A 21683-nucleotide genomic window follows, 5' to 3' on the forward strand; every position below is an offset into this window, starting at 1 on the left:
GGTGATCGAACAAAAACAAGTAGTAGATAAAGAAGAGGTCTTAAAAAGTGTTCATCAATTAGTTGAACAGGCAGAGCAATCTTTGGAACAATTCCTTCAACTTGATCAAAAGAAGATTGACGAAATCATTGAACAGATGTCACTTGCTGCTTTAGAGAACCACATGCCATTAGCGAAGGCAGCTGTAAGAGAGACGAAACGTGGAGTTTATGAAGATAAGATCATAAAAAACTTATTTGCATCTGAGTACGTTTATCACAACATCAAAGATAATAAAACCGTTGGAGTTATTAATGGCAATAAATATGAAGAAATGGTAGAAATTGCAGAACCAGTTGGGGTTGTTGCAGGAGTAACTCCTGTTACGAATCCGACATCTACAACGATATTCAAAGCTTTAATAGCAATAAAAACAAGGAATCCAATTATTTTTGCTTTTCATCCCTCGGCACAAAAGTGTAGTAGTGAAGCGGCACGAATCCTACGAGATGCTGCGATTCTAGCTGGTGCCCCTTCACATTGTATTCAATGGATTGAAGATCCATCGATCAAAGCAACTCAAGCTTTAATGCATCATGAAGGAGTGGCTCTCGTCTTGGCAACAGGGGGAGCAGGAATGGTGAAATCTGCATATAGCACTGGTAAGCCGGCGCTTGGTGTTGGACCAGGAAACGTTCCTTGTTACATTGAGAAGACTGCCGATGTAAAGCGAGCTGTGAATGATCTGTTGCTTTCAAAAACATTTGATAATGGAATGATCTGTGCGTCTGAACAAGCGGTTATTATTGACGATCTGATTTATGACCAAGTGAAACAAGAACTTGAGGAAAACCAGTGTTATTTCTTATCGGATAAAGAGGTCAAAAGATTAGAAAAATTGGTTATCAACGAGGAGACGTGTAACGTAAATGCTGAGATTGTTGGGAAATCGGCTTCTTATATCGCCAAACTCGCTGGTATCCATGTACCAAATGAGACAAAAGTTTTACTTGTTGAATTAGAAGGAGTTGGAGAGGACTATCCATTATCTCGGGAAAAGTTAAGCCCAGTTTTAGCATGTTATCGTGTTCATTCAACGGAAGAAGGAATAACACGTTCTAGTGAGATGTTGAATTTTGGTGGCTTAGGCCATTCGGCAGTCATTCATTCCAAAAATGATGAAGTCATTCAGCAATTTGGCATGAGAATGAAAGCTTGCCGAATTATTGTTAATGCTCCTTCTTCTCAAGGTGCAATTGGTGATATTTATAATGCTTATATACCGTCTTTAACCCTCGGCTGTGGCTCATACGGCAAGAATTCCATTTCTACAAATGTAGGTGTTGTCCATTTACTCAATATAAAGAAAGTGGCTAGGAGACGAGTCAATATGCAATGGTTTAAAATTCCTCCAAGAATTTATTTTGAAAAGAACTCTATTCAATACTTATCGCAGATGTCTGATGTTTCAAACGTTTTTATCGTCACGGATTCTGGTATGTTGGAGCTTGGCTATATAGATAGAATCCTACACTACTTACGTATGCGGCCAACCCCAGTATAATATGAAGTTTTTGCAGGGGTCGAGCCAGACCCTTCAATTGAGACAGTCGAAAAAGGTGCGGCGCTTATGAGAGAATGTCAACCTGATTGCATCATTGCACTTGGTGGTGGTTCAGCGATGGATGCAGCGAAAGCAATGTGGTTGTTTTACGAACATCCGCATACAAATTTCGCTAGTTTAAAACAGAAGTTTTTAGATATTAGAAAAAGAGTTTGTAAATATCCGAAGCTTGGAACACTAGCGAAGTTCGTTGCGATTCCGACAACTTCAGGAACAGGATCTGAAGTTACTTCATTCTCCGTTATTACAGACAAGAAACAAAATAGTAAATATCCGTTAGCAGACTATGAGTTAACTCCAGATGTAGCAATCATCGATCCGCAGTTTGTTGCTTCTGTGCCACCGCATGTTACAGCAGATACAGGCATGGACGTGTTAACTCACGCTATAGAAGCGTATGTATCAATCATGGCTAATGACTACACAGATGGGCTAGCAATGAAGGCAATTGATTTAGTATTTAAGTATTTATCAAGAGCATATCGAAATGGGGATGATGAAGAAGCACGTGAAAAAATGCATAATGCATCAACGATTGCAGGTATGGCGTTCGCCAATGCGTTTCTTGGAATAAATCATAGTTTAGCTCATAAATTAGGCGCTGAATTTAAGATTGCTCATGGGCGTTCCAATGCAATTTTGCTGCCACATGTCATTCGTTATAATGCTATAAAACCTACGAAATTTGCGGCTTTTCCTAAATACCAACATTTCAAGGCTGATGAACGCTACGTAGAAATTGCTAAGATGTTAGGGTTATCAGCTAAAACGACAGAACAAGGAGTAGAGAATCTCGTACAAGCCATTATAAGCCTAGCTAAGGAACTAAATATTCCAATGAGTATTAGAGATCATCATGTTGATGAACAAGTATTTGAAAGCAAAGTAGACTACTTAGCTGAACGTGCTTTTGAAGATCAATGTACAACAGCTAATCCAAAGCTCCCGTTAGTAAAAGAGTTAGCAGAAGTGTATCGGGCAGCATACAAGGGAGTTTAATAGAGCAATAGAGTCTGTCTCAAAAGTCTGAGAGCGTCTCAAAAGGTCAAAACAAAACCTTTTGAGACGCTTTCTTCTTTAGTTATGAACACTGACGATTCCATAAAAAACAAAAAATTGTTTAAAGACCCCTAAAACGAGTAGAACCCTACGTAAAGATTAAGGATCTAATTTTGTGTACATAGAAAATGGGGTGTTATCGGTTTGCTAAAAAGGTATTTACTGGCTATAGCGGTTATAGGCATGTTTGTAATCGCAGCAGCATGTGAAGCGAATCCGGCTGAAACAAAAACAGTTATTTACGAAAATAAAGAAGCGGGTATTGTAATTTATCAATCCAGTAATTGGGAATTAGAAAAAGAAGTTTCAATTGACCCATTGAATGCAGCATTTAAACAAGACCATATGAGGGCCATTGTTTCAATAATCCCGAATGCAAAAACAGTTGAGCAAATTAAAGCTGAATTAAATTTAGAAGGCGACTTTGTTCAAATGATTGAGGAGACAGAGGATAGTCTATCTTTTAAAATTACTCAAACAGAAGAGACTAGATCTGATATTTTTGTGAAAACAGCAGATCATGAGACGATTATTGTTACATTTTTCACCCCATTAAAAAATTATCAAACAAACTCTGAAAAGATAGATGATTTTAAAGATAGCATCGCAAGGATCTACTAGGGAGGACTAATTATGAGAAAAGTGCTTTTATTATTCGCTGCAGGTTTCATGATGGTGGCAAACTCAGCTCAAGCAGAAGAAGTGTCAATTAAAATGGAAGAACCCATTATTATTAATGAAACAGCAACAGATGAGAATTTCATTGATGACGATCTCGTTGATTATGTCAATGCTTTTAAAGAAGTAGCGCTTGATTTAACCGAGAATGAGGCAGATAAAATGTTGTTGCTAACTGAATTTATCTCTCACTCGAATGATAAACTTGAAGTTTTGCTTCATTCAGAAAGAGTCGAAGAAGCGGCAATTATACTAAATACCTATAATGAGGATATTGAGAAAGTGAATGACTTTCTTGAAGAGTCCGCTTTAATGGAAATAGTAGAGGAAGACATGATCGTTATAACGGAGATAGAGGAAGCGCTGATTGAGAGCACGTCAATGCGTAGCGTCAATTTAGAGGCGATGCTAGAGGAAGAGAATCTTCCAGCGCCCGCATTAGCAGGTATAAAAAAGGCTTTAGATAATCAAGCAAGAGCTCAAGAAAAGCGCCAACAATCAAAAGGCTCTTCAGGAGAGAAAGAGAAGAAAGCTAGCGGTAAGAAGATAAACGCTGAGAAAATAAAAGAAGATAAAGGGAAGAAACAAGAAGTAAATAAAAAGAAAGAGCGACAAAAAGGTAAAGATAAGTCTAATAGAAATGAAAAAAAAGAGAATAGAAATAGTCAGAAGGGCAAAGAAAGAGCTGAAAAGGCAAAGGAAAGAGCAGGAAAAAAAGGGGATTAAAAAGAAAGAAAAAAACACATCCACCTACTAAAAAGAAGAATTAGATGCTAGGTAATAGCTTACCTAGCAGTTGTTACCTATTCTCTAGAGCTTTTAAACATGCTATCTTAGAAGGACCAATAGAAAGGTCACTAAGTAGGTGTCAGTAATGAAATCGGATGAATTACAAATTATTTTGCAGCAAATAAGAGACGGTGATGAATTAGCGCGTGAGCGAATGATTCGCCATTATAAACCATATATCATAAATGTCGCAGGGAAAGTTTCTAAAAAATTTGTCTCGTGGAATGACGAAGAATCAAGTATTGCACTATTGGCCTTTAATAAGGCCCTTGATCATTTTGAAGAAGAAGCGGGAAGAACTTTTTTAAACTATGTTTATCTGTTAATTCATCGTGATCTCATTGATTATTATCGTAAGGAGAATAAAGAAACCCATTTTTCTTATCAATCGACTTCTGAAGATGAAAAATCTATTGATCATGAGAGTGATCTTGCGATTGCACAATACGAAAAGGAAATTCAAGCACATGAACTTATTGAAGAAATATTAGAGCTTGATTTGACATTGCAACAATATAAAATTGCATTTGAAGAATTAGAAAAACATTCACCAAAACATCGGGATACAAGAGAAGACTTGTTTGACATTGCCCATACAATTGCAGAGGATGATGAATGTACAGATTTATTAATTAGTAAAAAGAAGTTACCAAGCTCATTAATCGTTAAAAAGTATGGTTGGAAGAAGAAGACATTAGAGAGGCATCGTAAATACTTAATTACACTAATTGTAATAGCGCTGAATCCACAATGGGAACAACTTTCACAGTACGTAAGAAAGAAGGGGACAGAATGAAGAGGCAAAGCATAACTGGTACCGTTGTTAAAGTAACGGAACAGCAAATTGTATTGCTTACACAAGTTGGGACTTTTCAAAACGTTCCTTTAGAAAGGGTAGAAGAAATACCTTTAATTGGACAGGAATATACGTATATTGAAAAGAAAAAGAATGTACAGTCGTTTATGAAATATGGAGCACTGGCTGCTGTTTTCGTATTATTCGTCTTCTCTTCTTTCTTGTTGCCATTTAATAGTCAGGCTGAAGAAGCTTTCATTTTCACCATTGATATTAATCCTAGTATTGAGATTGCAACAGATGACGAGTATCAGGTTATTCGAACAGATGGATTAAATGAGGAAGGGAAGGAACTATTGGCTTTAATTGAAAGAGAAGGCCCTCTCGTTGAAGTGTTAGAACAAATTATTAGCGAAACGGTGACAGCAGGATATATCGTAATGGAAGAACCTATCATTGCAACTTCAGTTGTTGCTCTTGAGGAAAATACAGAATCAGTCATTCCGGAATTATCAGAAGTTATTCAAGATTCCCTTGAAGATTTTCAAATAGATTCAGAAGTAATTGTAACAAATGATGAGGTTGATTTATATGAAGAAGCAAAGCAGAACAATCTCTCTGTTAATTACCTAAAAGAATATAAAGTACTTGAAGCAAGCGGAATAGTAAAGAAAAAAGAAGACATCAGTGGTAAGTCTCTTGCAGAATTGAAGCAAATGAGAAACCAAGCTCGTAAAGAAGAGAAAGTAGAATCAAATAAACCAAAGAATATGGAAAAGCCGGTAAATGAGCGTGGTCAGTCAGAAAAGAAACGTCAAAATGAAAAAGGAAACCGGGAAGCAGCAAAAGAAAATCGTGAAAACGCTAAGAAGCAAAAGAAAACCCAAAGTGATCAGGCTAATAAAGGAAATCAACAACAAGGAAAAAAAGAAAACAATCATAAAGGAAATGAAAAAAAGGAAAATCGTAATCAAAAAAGAAATCAAGAGCAAAAAGGGAATCAAGAGCAAAAAGGTGCTCCGAAACAAAAGGAAGGACCAAGAAATAACAATGCCAATAATGGGAACAACCATAACAAGAACAAAGGACCGAACCACTCAAATGAGCGTGGGGGTCGGAATTAATAAGAAAGAGCTAAATCATTATGATTTAGCTTTTTTGATTTTCAGATAAGCAAATGTCTTTGTTGTACAGTAAATATAATTTGAAAAGAGGACTGAATCTAGCATTTTTCTGATATAATAAGTTTTGTTTGTTTTGTGAAAAAATAGAAAAAGGGGAAAGTGCTAATGTTTCAAAAAATACAACATAAAGTGATGGCATTAATTGCAATTGTGTTAGTAACGGCAATTACAACAGTTTCATCCGTTACTTACTTTCAAACGAAAGATGTAATTGATCAAAGTACACGGATCGAAGCGAATAATGCTGTTAATGAGATTACAAGATATACGAATCAATATTTAAGTCAAATTGCTAATCAAGTAAATTTATATAGTACAGATGCTCGAGTTATCGATTACCTTAATGAATTACATAATGAAGATTCTAATCTTATTACTCAGCTTGAGCAATCAATTGCAACTAGTTTTATCGATTATACTAAGTTAATGGGTAGCGTTGAGCTTATTTATATCGGCAGTGAGACGAAAACCATGAATGTGACGCCTTTAATTCCTTTACCGGAAGATTTTGATCCAACCGGGAGACCTTGGTATATTGAAGCCCAAAATAATCCTGGTGAAGTCATTTGGACCGATCCATATGAAACAGAAGGAGAAGAGGGAGGTTTTGTTGTAACGGCAGCAAAGGCTGTTTTTGAGCCGCGGACAGACCAGCTTTTAGGTGTAGTAGGAATAGATCTTTCTTTAAATGATCTAGCAACAATTATTCATCAAGTTCAAGTGAATCATGATGGGTATACATCCCTATTCGACGCAAGTGGTACGGCATTAGTACATCCATCACGTCAAGGGGAGAATCTTTCAGAAGATAAAGCGATTGAAATGATGTTGAGTCAAGCTGATGGAAACATTGATGATCAAATTGATGGACAACAGCGTCTTATTTATTTTAGCACGGTTCAAGAAACAGGATGGAAAGTCAACGCTATTTATAATTATCATGATATGCTTAAAGAATTGTATGACATTAGAACAAAAGTCATTATTATATCGGTCGTAATGTTAGTGTTATCATTAGTGATCGCCTACTTTGTTTCTCGTAATATCACAAAGCCGATTAAAAATTTGAAAGAGCATGTAAGTCAAATCTCTCAAGGAGATTTGACGGTTAAAGCTGTTTCATCTTCAAAGGATGAAATCGGACAACTTACAATGGATTTTAATGAGATGGTTGACCAGATGAAACAGTTGATTGAATCTGCTCAACATTCAGCAAATGAAGTCAACATGTCTGCCGAAAGTTTAAGCGCACTGTCTGAAGAATCGACCGCCTCTAGTGAAGAGGTAGCTGCAGCAGTAACAGAAATCGCAAATGGAGCAAGCAATCAGGTTGAAGATGTTGAAGATACGAAGAAACGAACATTTGTGTTATCAGGGCAAATAGAAAAAGTGGCAACTGAAACACATCATATGCAAAAGATTGCTGTAAGTACAAAGAATATTAGCAAAGATGGTACGATGAAAGTTGATACTTTACTTATAAAAACAAATGAAGCGAATGAAGTCTTCGCTACCGTTGATCGTGTAATTAAAGATCTTTCTGGGAAAATTTCAGAAATTGACCAGGTGATTGATACCATAAATGGAATTTCGGAACAAACGAATTTATTGGCTTTAAATGCAAGTATAGAAGCTGCTAGAGCAGGGGAGCATGGAAGAGGTTTTTCTGTTGTTGCATCAGAAGTTCGGAAGTTAGCAGAACAATCCAGAAAAGCAACAGAAGGTGTACGTAAGACGATTAATGGTATTGTGTCACAGTCTGAGAAAGTTTTAACTGAACTTACTACAACGAAAGATATTTTTCAGCAACAGACAGAAGCTGTAGATGAGACTCAGTCATCTTTTAAGCAAATCGTCATTTCAGTTGAAGAGATTGTTACTTCATTAGCGCTAATACGTACAGAAGCTGAACAAATGTCAGACCAAAAGAACTTAGTTGTAGATAGTATTCAAAATATTGCTGCTGTAGCGGAACAAGCTTCGGCTTCAGCGCAAGAAGTAGCGGCAGCTGGGGATCAGCAAATTGATGCATTAAGCCAAGTGGCAGTATCAGCTGAGCAATTAAATCACTCTAGTTTACAATTATTAGAGTTAATTAAGAAGTTTAAAGTGAAGTAATGTGAAAAGGTTGTCCTAGTAAAGTCAGTGATTTGACTTATTGGACAACCTTATTTTTTTAAGCAAGTTTAAACTTCCATTGACAATTAGTCATGCAAACTTATTATGTAAATAAAAATAAAAGTTAATGAAAACATGGTTTATCTGGTGTAAGTAGGGGGTAATGCATCTATGTATGATAGATGCATGGAGGGTAAGTGATGAAAAGATTTATAACTGCAAATGTTGTAATAACGATTCTTTTTTTAGGTTTCTTTTATTTATCAGAAAAAATAAAAGTCAAATCAAATGAAGGAATAGTATTAGAAGAGTTTTTATGATGGCACATGATAAAATTCATGGTAGGAAGCATAGTAGACGATAAGTAGTGTTTCCGTTAGTGAAGCAGTTGATCAAGTCGTTCAATATGTTCTGTATCTTTGTTTAAAATATCTTGAACTAAATCTAAACTCTCCTTATCTAAATCACCTTCAAGTATTTGTTTAGATTTGTCAATTCCACGTTGTTCACCGACTTTGGCATCTTTTATAATAGCGATTGGATCATAGGTTGTCCCTTTTAGTTTAATAAAGATTTCAGCAATGTTACCTCGTAAGCCTACATCGTCTACAGGAACTCCACCAAGGTTTTGAATTCTCTCAGCAACTAACATAGCATGTTGTTTATGTTCTTGTTGAAGCTGTTGGAGGGTTTGTTTCATCATCGCATTATCAATATGTTCAATGTAATTTTCATAGGCATGAATGGCCATGAAATTACCTTCAAGAAATTGATTTAGTTCTTTAATAGTCTTCGTATTCATTGTCTATCTCCTTCGTTTTTCTTATAGGATTTGAACGATTAGGAGAAATATACATAATAGAGAGTTAAACACCCACAGTTCAACGTTTAGCCCGCTCCTCGATTTTGTGAGAAGGGATGACAAATATCCCTTTTTGAGGGTTATTTGCGGTTTTACACATGGCTAAAGCAACGGTCTCTCCTGCAATGGCTTTGTATTTTTTGAGTGATCCGATAAAGAGAAAGGGGAGAAGGGAATACATCATTGCACCTGCCTTTTCCCCTAGTCGAAATTCAGTTCTAGAACCAAGAAGAAGAGAAGGGCGGAAAATAGAAACGGTTTGAAACCCAATTCTAGTCACTTTTTCTTCTAATTCACCTTTTATTTTAGAGTAGAAGATCTTCGATTGAGCGTTTGCGTTTAAAGCGCTGACTAATAAAAAATGGTTGGCACCTAATTGCTTTGTCCATTTTGCTACTTTTAAAGGATAATCGACATCAATTTTTCGCATGGTTTCCTTTGTTCTCGCCTTTTTAATCGTTGTTCCTAAACAACTGAACACATCATCAATTGGTATGTTTATTGTTCTGAAGTGATCTTCTAAACGATCAAAGTCAAGAACATGTTCTTCTAGTTTCGGGTGAGTTGTCTGTATAGATTTACGGGTAAAGACAATGATCTTCTTATAGGTAGGTTCGGCAAGCAGAATTTGAAGCAAGTGACTTCCAATTAGACCTGTTGCACCAATTAGTAATGCTGTTTTATCCATAATATCCTCCTTATCAAAACGGTTATCCAATGAATAAATTTTACTATAGGGAGGAGAAAGGTGTTAAGAAAAATGATTTATAACAATGTTAATCATTTACCCATTCCTTCATTAGTAATAGTTCAGATGTAATTCCCATATCATTTTGGGTACCAGCATTATTTTCGATTAAAATTTTTGCATCACCATCCCAAATAGATAAAACATCATTTAGTAAATCAATCATCTTCCGATATCCTTCAAGAGGTTCCAGTTGTGATGTTGCACCGAAATGGACAACAACACCGATAGAACCACATGCTTCAACGATTTCTAAATCGTTTATGATAGATTTAATCATTTTTTCTTTGGAGACTTCGTTGTCCGAAATGAGCTTAGTAGGATAAGGGGCGTGAGCAATAGAAACGATGTTATGTTTGAGACAAAAATTTGAACATTCCCGTGCATCTGTATAATCAAAATCTTTCACATTTATGCTCCTTGGATTTTTAGGGAAAAATTGAAAGGCAGTTGCACCTAGTTGATGAGCGGTTTTGGCTGCATGTAAATAACCATCGCGAATACTAACATGACTCCCAATAAACATAGTCAGAACCTCCAAACAAAGGGTAGTATCCTTTGTATCCCCGTTATTGATTCAATTATGTATACCGGTAATTGTTACGGATAAGAAGAAAAACAAACACTTGGATAAGAAGCACAAGTGTTTGTAGTAAGAATGTTATTCAGATTTAGGTATGTCACAACCTTCGTCAGTACAAGTATTTGTACCGTCAATTGGTTGGAAAGTTACTTCAGATTCTTCTTTTAAAACTTTTTTTATGGTTTCCTGGAAAACAGTGATTGGTTGGGCACCAGAAATGGCATATTTCCGATTAAATACGAAAAATGGGACACCTTGAACACCAATCTTCCGGGCTTCCATTTCATCAAATCGAACATCTTCTTCAAAATGAGAACCTTCTAACATCGTTTTGACTTCGTCGCGATCCAGGTTTAATTCATCTGCAAGGGTAATTAAGTCATTGTGATTACTTAGTTGTTTGTTTTCAGTAAAATAGGCAAGTAATAGACGCTCTGTCATTTCATGGGCTTTGCCTTTTGTTGCAGCAAACTTTGCTAAACGGTGGGCATCGAAAGTATTAGTAAATTTCATATTATCAAAATTAAATTGCAAGCCTTCCTCAGCAGCTTGTTGTCCTATACTATTGTTCATCCGTTTTGCTTCTTCTAGTGATGTTCCATACTTTTTAGCTAATGCTTCGTGAATCGTTAAAGTCGTCTCCCGTTTAGCATTAGGGTCAAGTTCAAAACTTTTATATATTACGTCAATGTTTTTTCTTTCAGGTAGAGATTCCAATGCCTGCTCTAACCTGCGCTTCCCTATATAACAAAATGGGCAAACATAATCTGACCATACTTCTATTTTCAATTAAACACACCACTTTCCTGTTGAGTTACTCATACAATAGCACATTATTTAGGGGGTAGCTAAATAAATGAACTTCCCCAGTTTGGTCGATTTTATTTTTGTTCTTGTTTATAAGGACAAGACATAGAAGGGTTTGATTGTTACAATGAAACTAATTAGAAAAGGGAGGGTGGAGAATGGTTAATAATAGACAAATTAAATTAATTGCCATTGATATGGACGGGACATTGTTAAATGACTGTCATGAGATTTCAATGGAAAATAGAAAGGCAATTCAAGAAGCTGAAGAAAAAGGAATTCACGTTGTTATTAGTACTGGAAGAACTAGAATGTCATGCGATGAGTTGGTCAATTCTTTGGCGCTCCATGCTCATTTGATTACAGTCAATGGCAGTGAAATTTGGGATGAAAATAGAACTCTTATTGAACGTCAATTGCTTGACCTGCAACACATCGAACAGATGTGGGGGCTTAAGCAGCAGCATGATGCAACTTGCTGGGCGGCTACGGTAAATAAAGTGATAAGAGAGGAGTTTCCTAGTGACTTATCCTCACATGAGTGGATGAAGTTTGGTTTTGATATTGAAGAGGATGACACGAGAAAGAAGATCTTGGCTGAGCTTCAGAAGAATAAAGAACTTGAAGTGACCAATTCAAGTCCAACTAATATAGAAATAAATGCAGCTGGGGTAAACAAAGCAAATGCCTTGAAGAAAGTCTGTGAGCGGTTAGGCATTACAATGGATCATGTTTTAGCAATGGGAGATAGTTTAAATGACTTAGCCATGATTAAAGAGGCGGGAATTGGGGTTGCCATGGGTAACGCACAACCATTCGTTAAGCAGTCTGCCGATTGGATAACGGCAACAAATGTTGAAAATGGTGTCGCAAAGGCGATTCAAAGATGGGCATTACGTTCTAGCAGTCAGTAATGTAAGTTTTGGATAGCTGATTTACATGGGTGTTTGACCTAACGAGGAAAGTGACTTATAATGAACAACGGCAATGATCGCTTTCTTCAATGTGATGAACAAGGAAGTAAGAAATCATTCTCATAGTTTTTTAGTGGAAAATAAATGTTTCTTTTTAAAATGATAGAAGGTTGCTTACGTAAACACAGAATGTGAGTGCATAAGAGACCAACGTTGATGTTTTTTATCACCGTTGGTCTCTTTTTTTGTGAAAATTTATTATTCTGACAACTTTGCGAAGAGCGCAAGAGGAGGCTATATAATGAATCGCTGGTTAGTTGTTTTAGGTGCTGTATTAATTCAAATTAATCTAGGGGCTGTGTATGCATGGAGTTTATTTAATCAGCCTCTAATAGATAAATTTGGCTGGAATAGAGAAGATGTCGTTGTAACGTTTTCCATTACAATTGCAACGTTTGCGTTAGCAACCATTTTTGCAGGAAGGCTTCAGGATCGAATTGGTCCTAGATGGGTTGCAACAATTGGAGGTTTGTTATTAGGAATTGGGCTAATATTAGCTAGTCAAGCGTCCACTCTCCTTCAACTTTATTTTTTTTATGGTGTAATTGGAGGAATCGGGATTGGGATGACGTATGTTTGTCCACTTTCAGCTTGTGTGAAATGGTTCCCGAATAGAAGAGGTTTTATAAGTGGTGTGGCAGTCGCTGGATTTGGATTAGGAGGTTTAATTTATAAACCTGTAATTAGTTCCTTAATAGAAATGACAGGTGTCTCTTCCTCTTTTCTTTATTTAGGAATTATATATTTAGTGCTAGTTGTAGCAGGGGCACAATTGTTGAAAAATCCGCCTAAAGAAGACTCTATTTCTTCGAATCTAGAAAATGTTTCTAGTGATGCAAACAATGATTTCACACCGAAACAAATGCTTGGAACCTACCAGTTTTACTTATTATGGTTCATGTTTTTATTTGGTAGTGTATCTGGGTTAATGGTTATTAGCTTTGCAGTTGATATTGGTATCGACTTGGTTCAAGTAACATTAGAACAAGCTGGTAATGCAGTTATGGTGATCGCATTGTTCAATGCAGCAGGACGTATTGTATTAGGTAATCTTTCAGATCGGTTAGGTCGTAAGAAGACATTAATTATGATTTATAGTTTAACAGCTATTATTATGTTTTATATGAGTACTGGTTTTATGAACTATTCGACATTTTTAATTGCTGTTTCGCTTATCGGTTTTTGTTTTGGTGGTTTCCTTGCTCTTTTCCCATCTGTAACAGCAGATTATTATGGGACTAGATATATTGGAAGTAACTACGGTTTTATGTATCAAGCTTACGGTTTATCAGCTTTTGCTGGACCGTTAATCGTCAAAGTTCTTCCTTTTACACAAGCCTTTGTGTTAGCTGGTCTAATTTGCGTACTAGCAATCATAATGGCTAAATTAGTTGTTGTACCACAGAAGGCAACGGTTACTAACTTTAAAGAAAAACAAGCGTCATAGAATGATAAAGTCGAATTGGACATCGGTGAATGTTCGATTCGACTTTATTTTATTGAAATATAAAAAAGGGTTCATCATTGGATGATATAATATGTTAATGATTTAATTCAAATAGTTAAAGGGTTTTGATCAATTATATCGAAAAAATTGATATGTCTTTAATTTTTGATGTTTTTTCTGTGAATCTTGTTTTAAGGAAAATAAAATGGGGTAATAGAATAGGTGAAGTAAGTAGTTTTTACGAGAATAATTGCATAAATTATAGAGAAAGCCAATTTTAGGTTGTTGAAAAGGAATAGCAACATATGTATATATATAGGAATAAAAATAGCAAAGACATTGCTTCCAGATTATACATTGACTTAAAGAGGTGAAAAATAAAGGAGGCTAAAAAAATGGACTATCTCATGTTTTGTGATTATTGTGGAATGCCCAAACCGATAGAAGAGCACATCATGAGGGAGTACTTTTGGATTGCGAGCCATGTCTATTGTAGTCATTGTGAAATAGCAAATGTGATACCAGATGAATTACAATCTTTAGCTTTAGAAATGAGAGATGACCGTTACGGCAGCAAAGATTAGATGATTATGGAGTCTGAATTCATGAATGGCAGGCTCCTTTCTTACATAAATTAAAATTTGAAGTTTGAATTGGAAACTGATAGGGAATTGTATGTTACATATAAAGAACCAAATCAGCTATTGCTGAATTGGTTCTAATAAATATTACTTATAAACAGTTACCTTTACGTCTTGGACTCCCCAGTTAATGGCTTCATCTTTGTTTGGAATGAATATGTCAATTTTATTACCGACGATCGCTCCACCTGTGTCGCCAGCAATTGCATGTCCATATCCTTCAACATAAACTTCAGATCCTAATGGTATTACAGAAGGGTCCACGGAGATAACCTTCTTGTCTGGATTGTCTAACAGATTTATTCCTGTTGCAGTTATGCCAGTACATCCTTCACAAGTAGCTGTATAAGCAGTGGCTGACATCGTTAGTTCTTGAGCTACTTCTTCATTAACAGGTTCTTCTGTTGTAGAAGCAGATTCTTCTGCAGGTTCTGCTGATACCGTGCTAGGGACTGATTCTTCGTCTGAAGAAGAATTGTTTTCTTCTGTGTTCGGTTCTTCGTTTGTTTCCAACTCTTTTTCAACAATTTCAGTTGTTTCTACTGATTCTTTTATGTCAGTAGAAGCTGGAGTAGAACTTTTTCCTTTTCCTTGTATGTAAATGTCCAAGGTTTGTCCAATGACGATAAGATCTGAGTCAAGATCATTCCATTCTTGAATCATCTTCCAAGTAACACCATCATACTGTGATGCGATACAAGATAATGTATCCCCTTTTTTCACTTCATACGTTTCTTTATTGGCAACTTTAAGGCGATCATTTGGGAAAATGAGTTCACTTGAAAGGTTATTCCAATCTTTTAAATTTTCAACTGATATATGATGCGTATTGGCAATTCCCCATAGTGTATCTCCTTTTTCGACAGTTACCTCATGTGCTGAGGCGTGAAAGCCAAAACCTAAAGTTCCAGTAAGGGCGGCAACGGTTGCTAATGATAGAATGCTTTTCTTCATGTTATACCTCCACAAAAATTTTGTTGCTTTTGTCTTGCGATTTAACTATATCACGGTTCTTTCCGAGACAAAGAACAGGCTAGTAACAATTTCATTACACAAATAACAGAAAGATGTTAATCGTATTACGGGCATTACGAGATTTCACATAAATCATGTTTAGTAGGCCTGATAGTTACATAGCTTTGTGAGTAAATGTGGGAAAAGAGAGGAATAGGAGAGAGTTCTATCCCAGGTCTCATCTAAGTTATGAACAACATCAATAGAGAATCGGAAGGAAAAACGAGAAGAAAATATAATTGACGAAATGAGAATCGTAGCTTATGATAAAGAAAATAAATTGAAAATTCCCAAAGGGGAGTAGCTTTAACAGCAAAGTCGTCATTACGGAGCATAGACCTCTCGGCTTTGTTGGCGGCGTATAGACGTTGTTAGCAAGACCTTTACACTAATGGTAAAGGTCTTTATTTGTCTTTTTTGTAACCTTTACCAAAGCAGTGGTAAAGGTTTTTTGTTTTTAAAATGGTAATTAAGGGTGGGAAACAGGTTGAAATACGCAAAAAGGTTACTATTTATTCTAAAAGTAAAAAAGTTCCTTCCGTTTATGAAGGAATTCTTTCAATCATCAGAAGTGAAAAGATCAAAGAAGGTATTGGGAATTAGCTTTATATTAGCTTATCTTATTTTTCCATTTGATTTAATTCCTGATTATCTCGTATTTTTCGGAATTCTTGACGATCTCATGCTAGCTACATTTGTGTTAGAAAGAATGGTTTATCTAGCTCCACCTTCATTAAAACAAAAATATCAACTGTAAAGGTAAACAATATAAGAATTGACTGAATGCTAGAAAGGGTGAGGGAGATGTCTTTTCTATTAGAAAATGTAGATGAAAAAATAAAACAAATACAGTTGTTTTCTCGCAACAATAATCAAATTGTGACAGTTAAAAAGGTACCAAAAGGAATAAAGTGTATAGGAATGGGGACAGATGCTGCAGTGTTTCAATTACTTGATGCCCCTCAATTTGCATTTAAAGTCTTTAGTCAAGATAAACTCAAGAAATTGGAAAGGGAAAAACAGGTGTATACGTTATTAGGTGATTCCAATTATTTTCCTTCTTATTATAGTAATGGAACAAATTATCTTGTTTTAAGTTTTGAAGAGGGGTTAACTTTATATGAATGTTTATTGAAAGGTGTGCGGATTCCCGAACAGGCAATTGTAGATGTTGAGAGGGCAAGAGAATTTGCAAGAAGTAAGGGCCTTAATCCGAGAGATATTCATCTAAAGAACATTCTATTGCAGGGAGGAAGAGCTGTTGTGTTAGATGTCTCTGAATATTTGAACGAAGGAAATGATCATCGCTGGGAGTACTTAAAAGAGGGTTACTATGAATACTATACATTAATTGCTGAAAAGAAAGTTCCTTATTGGGTAATTGAAACAGTCAGGAAGTGGTATAACCAGTCACACCCAGGGCGATTCCAACTCCACTCTTTTGTTCAGAAGGTATTAAAAATAGTTCATATTGAATCAGAAGAAATGAAACGTTAGCAAATATTCTTTCGTTTTTATAATATAACGAAGCGTTGGAGGTGGGAGGAGAGCGTGATAGTTACATTGTTAATGCTTGTTATCTTTATAGTGTTTATATGTTTTGTGACGTTTGGTGTTAAGCAATCAACCATTAAGTTAACTGAAGAGGAGCGCGAAGACATGGTGAAACAAGTTTATCAGTATGCAGTTGCTTTCATAACTTTGATTATGGTCATTGGGGGCGGAGTCTTTGCATTTATGTCACTAGCGGATTATGTATCCCCTAGTCCTTATTTGGAAACATTTGAAGAATTTAAGAGTATGAGGGAAATGAAAAGCGAAGAGCAAATGAACGAAAATCAGCTAGATGAAGAACGTTTGCAAAGGCAATATGATGCTATGGTTGAACAGCAAATAGCTGGCAGCAAGCAAAGGGCTTTGAATAGTTTTATTAAAAGTTTAGGTTGGATTCTGATTCCTCTTCCGATATTTATCTTTTTCCAAAGAAAGATAAATCGGGATAGAAGAGATCGTATTTAGTTTGAAAATGATCTGAAAAGGTCACTTAATGATAGGACCTTTTCAGATGATCAAAAGAGAATTACAGATTGAGATTTTGTTAGATAGCTACAGGTAGTGTGAGTAGCTGTTCATCGATACTTAGATCCCTTTTGATTTCGTAATGTTTCAAATGATTATTCTCTTGGACATATAGATGAATATTTTGATCATTTCCGACAAAGTAAACCTCTTTACCTTGATCATTGGTCAGATGAAATGCTTGTAAGCAATGAGTTGGATTGCTCTCTGTTGGGAGCTTATAACGACATTGGCCACTTTTGAAATTATGATAATATCCACGTTCGATTAAATATTGATTAAGAAGATCGATTAGAGGGTCAATTACTTCAAAATCATGTGTTTCAACAGGATGATTAAAATAATTTATATCAAGTTCTGTTTGAATATGAATCGTTTGTTCTTTAAATGTAACAGGTGTGTAGTACGGTAACGTAAAAGAAAAAGGAATTTTCTTTTCTTCGTTTGGTTGAATGACAAAAGGTTCGGTAATTTTAATTTCTAAGATTGGTTCTGTTACATCACGAAATTCCGTCATTTCATCATCAAAACGATGAAACTCTGTGTCAACATGAATATAGATTTCAGAAATGGTTTGGGCTGCTTTTCCTCCAAACACATGAACCTCACCTTGAACTTCTTTGTTACGTTCAATCTTGTCTTGGAAAAGTACCGTATTCACTCTTGTAGATCCAATTCCAATAGAAGAGAAAAGTCTCTCAAACATAACTCCATCTCCTTCCAAAGAAGCATTTGTTTAGTATTTTTATTATTATATGCATGGTGTAAAAAAATTCTTGTATTCTATTGATAGAATACCAACTTTTGATCAATTAAACTACTGAAATATGAAAAATAATGTATTTATTTAGTGGAGAAGTTAACAAAAGCTGACAAAAGAGGCGTTTCAAAAGGTCTTTCTTGTCCTTTTGAAACGCCCAGTTTCTAATGAAGTCAAAGGAACGAATTCCTTTTTTGTTTTATTGTTTTGACCAGCGATCAATGAGGATATTTACGGCCCCATCACCAGTTACATTGGTTGCTGTACCAAAGCTGTCTTGTGCCATATATAAAGCGATCATTAGGCCGATTGCAGCCTCATTAAAGCCAAGCATAGAAGTCAAAACTCCTAATGCGGCCATAATAGCTCCACCTGGAACTCCAGGTGCTGCGACCATGATTAATCCAAGCATTAATATAACTGGAATAATCTCAATAAAGGTTGGCTGAACCATTTCAGGGGAGAGTACCATTACAGCGATAGTGCATGTAATAATCGTAATTACACTACCTGATAAATGAATCGTAGCACAAAGCGGTACCCCAAAGTTTGCGAGATTATCTTTTACACCATTTCGTTTAACAGATCGTAATGTGACAGGTATCGTTGCTGCACTGCTCATTGTACCAACAGCTGTAAAATAGGCAGGCATCATATTTTTAAGTAATGAAAAAGGATTCTTCCGAGCGACAGTTCCAGCAACTGAATACTGAATTAGAAGCCAGATCCAATGCATCACAATTGCCAGCAATAAGACAATCCCGAATACTTTAAGTGTTTCAAAGACAGTTCCTTCAGAAGCCATTTCGGCAAAAATTCCAGCGATGTAAATCGGCAACAAAGGAATGATGATTTTGGAAATGACTAATTCGATAATTGCTTTTCCTTCATCAAAGAATTTCTTTAGCCACTCTGCGTTTGTTTTAGCCACTCCGATTCCGAATACAAATGCCGTTAAGAGAGCCGTCACTACACCCATTAACGGAGCAATTTCGATTGTTAAGAAAGGTTCTAATGCAGTTCCTTCAGCAACATTCGTTGCTTCTGTTGCTACGTTTGGGATAATGGCCGTAGCAAATAAAAATGCAAGTAGTCCTGCCACAATCGTTGATAGATAAGCTGTTCCTACGGTCATTCCAACAAGCTTGCCAGAGGATTTTCCTAGTCCTGCAACCCCGCTTGCAATAAAGAATAAAATAATAAAAGGAATAATAAATCCAATAAAACTACCGAATAAAACTTTCATTGTGATCAGTACACGTATGAAGAAATCAGGAGCGAATAGCCCTAATACAATTCCTGCCACAATTCCAATAATTAACTTTACAATTAAATTCATGTCGATTCTCCCTTTGTTGTTGTATGTTCACTGTAAAAATACAAATGTATACTGCTATTCTACACAAAATAAAACTTAATACAATGAATTTTCTATTTTTCAGAATAATAAATTTTCTTTTGGCGGATTCGAGCTCTGTCTTTTTATAAGGCTGCTTTGTGAAATTTTGCTTTGGGCTGCTGGCCTAAGCTTTTGCCTGGTTAACGGCCCGACCATTTGAGGGAAGAGCTCTAACTATTACTGGATAAAAAAAGTCATTTCAACCATCGAAATGATTGAAATAACCTCAGTGAAAAAGGCCCTGTATTTCGACAAGGGCCAATATTGATGTTAGGATAGCATCGCTCGATCACTATCCATTTGTTTTCCGCGAATTCGTTTGAATTCTTGTAAAAGTTTATCGATGGTCAATTTTTGTTTTTCTTTTCCTTTTACTTCTAAAATAATTTGACCGTTATCCATCATGATTAAGCGATTCCCTAAATCTAAAGCTTGTTGCATATTGTGCGTAACCATTAAGGAAGTGAGTTTGAATTTATTAACAATCTCACCAGTTAACTCAGTGATTAATTCAGCACGGGATGGATCAAGTGCGGCTGTATGTTCATCTAGCAATAAAATTTTAGGCTCTGTAAAAGTGGCCATTAATAAGGATAATGCTTGCCGCTCTCCACCTGAAAGTAGTCCAACTTTGGCTGTAAAGCGATTCTCTAGTCCGAGATTGAGCGTTTCGAGGTATTCTCTAAACATTTCTCGTCTTTGTTTGTTTACTCCAATACGGAGCGACCTCTTTTTGTTTCTGGAATAGGCCATTGCAAGGTTTTCCTCGATCGTCATGCTTGGTGCAGTGCCTGCCATTGGATCTTGGAAGACACGTCCAATTAAAGAGGCGCGTTTGTATTCAGGAAGATGGGTTACATTCTTTCCATCAATGATTACATCCCCGACATCCGTCAGAAGAGAACCTGAAATTGCGTTCATCATAGTTGACTTTCCAGCCCCGTTACTGCCGATCACAGTGAGAAAATCACCAGGTTCAAGGGAAAGGTTAATTTGTTGAAGGGCTTTCTTTTCATCAGGAGTGCCTTCGTTAAATGTAATGCTAATATTGTTAAGATGTAGCACTTGATTTCCCTCCTTTTTGTTGATGATCGAGCTTTAGTTTCTCAGATAATTCTTGACGCTTGCGTAAACGGCGTTTCTTTTCACGTTGTGCGTCAAGTAATTTTGGCGTGACTAATGCAGCGATTACAATGACTGCTGTAATTAATTTCATATCTCCTGTTTCAAGGAAATCTGCACGTAATGCTAGGGTAACAACGATTCGATAAATAATTGCTCCGCCAATAACAGCTAAGGTAGTCCGTGCAATTGTTTTCGTACCAAAGAGTGCTTCTCCAATAATTACAGAAGCTAAACCAATAATTATCATTCCAATACCCATACCGACATCAGCAAACCCGCCATATTGAGCGATAAGAGCACCTGATAAAGCTACTAGTCCATTGGAAATACCAAGACCTAAAATGATGAGCCAATCTGTATTGGCTGCAAAGCTACGAATCATACGTTTGTTATCGCCCGTTGCACGTATAGCTAGCCCAATTTCTGTTTTCAAAAAATAATCAGTCAAAAACTTGATGAGTAATGTCACGATCAACATTACACAAACAATGGCCCATGTTCTTGGTAACTGGCTCGCACCAAATATTGTTAAGATTGGGTTAAAAAGCGAATCAATTCCAAGACTTTGCCAAGTCGCTGTTAATTTTGTGAAAAGGGTTTCTTCATTTAATAATGGTAAATTGGGTCTACCCATAATCCGCAGGTTAATCGAATAAAGGGCGATCATCATTAATATCCCTGCTAGTAATGGGTTGATTTTCCCCTTTGTATGTAAAATACCAGTTACACATCCAGCTAAAAAACCAGCTATGACCGCAAATAAAGTAGCAACTAAAGGAGAAAAACCATTGATAATACTAATTGCAGCAACGGCAGCTCCAGTTACAAAGCTCCCGTCAACTGTTAAATCAGGGAAGTCTAATATACGAAATGATAAGTAAACACCTAATGCCATAAGGGCATAAATAATTCCAGATTCAATTGAACCAAAAATTGAAATCAGCACAAACCATCAGCACCTTTTCTAAAGTATAAGAGGATGACTCATAGGGAGGTCTTTGACCATTTGAGTCATCC

Annotated in this window: 20 protein-coding genes and 1 pseudogene; 12 read left to right on the plus strand and 9 right to left on the minus strand. The window is 36.2% G+C overall.

Annotation, left to right across the window (positions count from 1 at the left end; translation table 11 throughout):
* Position 1: 1 nt before the first annotated feature.
* The 6 genes and pseudogenes from adhE (at position 2) to BkAM31D_RS06185 (ending at position 8227) form a co-directional block, all read left to right on the plus strand.
* Positions 2-2602 (plus strand): annotated as a pseudogene (adhE, locus tag BkAM31D_RS06160) (bifunctional acetaldehyde-CoA/alcohol dehydrogenase).
* A 204-nt stretch (positions 2603-2806) separates the two neighbouring features.
* Complete coding sequence (locus BkAM31D_RS06165) at positions 2807-3283, plus strand: hypothetical protein (protein ID WP_157076806.1); 477 nt, start codon at positions 2807-2809, stop codon at positions 3281-3283.
* A 12-nt stretch (positions 3284-3295) separates the two neighbouring features.
* Positions 3296-4066 (plus strand): hypothetical protein, encoded by a 771-nt coding sequence (locus tag BkAM31D_RS06170; RefSeq protein ID WP_066154241.1) that lies wholly within the window; start codon positions 3296-3298, stop codon positions 4064-4066.
* 148 nt (positions 4067-4214) lie between these two features.
* Entirely contained in the window at positions 4215-4925 is a 711-nt protein-coding gene (gene sigI, locus BkAM31D_RS06175) for an RNA polymerase sigma-I factor (protein ID WP_066154244.1), read from the plus strand.
* The gene (locus BkAM31D_RS06180) at positions 4922-6049 is read left to right on the plus strand and encodes an anti-sigma-I factor RsgI family protein (RefSeq protein ID WP_066154247.1); all 1128 of its coding nucleotides are present in this window, start codon (positions 4922-4924) and stop codon (positions 6047-6049) included. Before sigI ends, BkAM31D_RS06180 begins: the two co-directional genes overlap by 4 nt.
* 165 nt (positions 6050-6214) lie before the next feature.
* Complete coding sequence (locus BkAM31D_RS06185) at positions 6215-8227, plus strand: methyl-accepting chemotaxis protein (protein WP_066154252.1); 2013 nt, start codon at positions 6215-6217, stop codon at positions 8225-8227.
* A gap of 376 nt (positions 8228-8603) precedes the next feature.
* Here BkAM31D_RS06185 and BkAM31D_RS06190 read toward each other — a convergent pair whose 3' ends face one another.
* From BkAM31D_RS06190 to BkAM31D_RS06205, 4 genes are all read right to left on the minus strand, one after another.
* Positions 8604-9029: a DUF2383 domain-containing protein gene (locus tag BkAM31D_RS06190; protein WP_066154255.1), complete on the minus strand. Its 426-nt coding sequence runs from the start codon at positions 9027-9029 to the stop codon at positions 8604-8606.
* A gap of 79 nt (positions 9030-9108) precedes the next feature.
* Positions 9109-9777 (minus strand): NAD-dependent epimerase/dehydratase family protein, encoded by a 669-nt coding sequence (locus BkAM31D_RS06195; RefSeq protein WP_066154258.1) that lies wholly within the window; start codon positions 9775-9777, stop codon positions 9109-9111.
* A gap of 88 nt (positions 9778-9865) precedes the next feature.
* On the minus strand, positions 9866-10363 hold the full coding sequence (locus tag BkAM31D_RS06200; RefSeq protein WP_066154261.1) for a TIM barrel protein: 498 nt from the start codon (positions 10361-10363) through the stop codon (positions 9866-9868).
* A 135-nt stretch (positions 10364-10498) separates the two neighbouring features.
* Complete coding sequence (locus BkAM31D_RS06205) at positions 10499-11209, minus strand: DsbA family oxidoreductase (protein WP_066154263.1); 711 nt, start codon at positions 11207-11209, stop codon at positions 10499-10501.
* Positions 11210-11385: 176 nt separating this feature from the next.
* Between BkAM31D_RS06205 and BkAM31D_RS06210 the strand changes: the two genes are divergently transcribed.
* From BkAM31D_RS06210 to BkAM31D_RS06220, 3 genes are all read left to right on the plus strand, one after another.
* Positions 11386-12141, plus strand: coding sequence for a Cof-type HAD-IIB family hydrolase (locus BkAM31D_RS06210; RefSeq protein ID WP_066154266.1), 756 nt, complete (start codon positions 11386-11388; stop codon positions 12139-12141).
* Positions 12142-12442: 301 nt separating this feature from the next.
* Entirely contained in the window at positions 12443-13648 is a 1206-nt protein-coding gene (locus BkAM31D_RS06215; protein ID WP_066154269.1) for an L-lactate MFS transporter, read from the plus strand.
* 395 nt (positions 13649-14043) lie between these two features.
* Entirely contained in the window at positions 14044-14232 is a 189-nt protein-coding gene (locus BkAM31D_RS06220; RefSeq protein ID WP_066154272.1) for a hypothetical protein, read from the plus strand.
* 144 nt (positions 14233-14376) lie between these two features.
* Here the strand turns inward: BkAM31D_RS06220 and BkAM31D_RS06225 are convergent, their stop codons facing one another.
* Complete coding sequence (locus BkAM31D_RS06225; protein WP_066154275.1) at positions 14377-15243, minus strand: 3D domain-containing protein; 867 nt, start codon at positions 15241-15243, stop codon at positions 14377-14379.
* A gap of 547 nt (positions 15244-15790) precedes the next feature.
* Here BkAM31D_RS06225 and BkAM31D_RS06230 point away from each other — a divergent pair.
* From BkAM31D_RS06230 to BkAM31D_RS06240, 3 genes are read left to right on the plus strand one after another with little or no spacing between them, the layout of a single operon-like run.
* Complete coding sequence (locus tag BkAM31D_RS06230) at positions 15791-16060, plus strand: YkvA family protein (protein WP_235820412.1); 270 nt, start codon at positions 15791-15793, stop codon at positions 16058-16060.
* 47 nt (positions 16061-16107) lie between these two features.
* The gene (locus tag BkAM31D_RS06235; RefSeq protein ID WP_066154278.1) at positions 16108-16800 is read left to right on the plus strand and encodes a protein kinase family protein; all 693 of its coding nucleotides are present in this window, start codon (positions 16108-16110) and stop codon (positions 16798-16800) included.
* A gap of 54 nt (positions 16801-16854) precedes the next feature.
* Positions 16855-17322: a hypothetical protein gene (locus tag BkAM31D_RS06240; RefSeq protein WP_066154282.1), complete on the plus strand. Its 468-nt coding sequence runs from the start codon at positions 16855-16857 to the stop codon at positions 17320-17322.
* Between the two features lie 79 nt (positions 17323-17401).
* Here the strand turns inward: BkAM31D_RS06240 and BkAM31D_RS06245 are convergent, their stop codons facing one another.
* From BkAM31D_RS06245 to BkAM31D_RS06260, 4 genes are all read right to left on the minus strand, one after another.
* The gene (locus BkAM31D_RS06245) at positions 17402-18088 is read right to left on the minus strand and encodes a sporulation protein (RefSeq protein WP_066154285.1); all 687 of its coding nucleotides are present in this window, start codon (positions 18086-18088) and stop codon (positions 17402-17404) included.
* 253 nt (positions 18089-18341) lie between these two features.
* Complete coding sequence (locus BkAM31D_RS06250) at positions 18342-19481, minus strand: dicarboxylate/amino acid:cation symporter (protein ID WP_066154288.1); 1140 nt, start codon at positions 19479-19481, stop codon at positions 18342-18344.
* Positions 19482-19811: 330 nt separating this feature from the next.
* The gene (locus BkAM31D_RS06255; protein WP_066154291.1) at positions 19812-20606 is read right to left on the minus strand and encodes an ABC transporter ATP-binding protein; all 795 of its coding nucleotides are present in this window, start codon (positions 20604-20606) and stop codon (positions 19812-19814) included.
* Positions 20593-21612, minus strand: coding sequence for an ABC transporter permease (locus tag BkAM31D_RS06260; RefSeq protein ID WP_066154294.1), 1020 nt, complete (start codon positions 21610-21612; stop codon positions 20593-20595). The genes BkAM31D_RS06255 and BkAM31D_RS06260 overlap by 14 nt, the downstream gene beginning before the upstream one ends.
* Positions 21613-21683: the final 71 nt, after the last annotated feature.

Source organism: Halalkalibacter krulwichiae (genome assembly GCF_002109385.1).
Lineage (GTDB): Bacteria > Bacillota > Bacilli > Bacillales > Bacillaceae_D > Halalkalibacter > Halalkalibacter krulwichiae.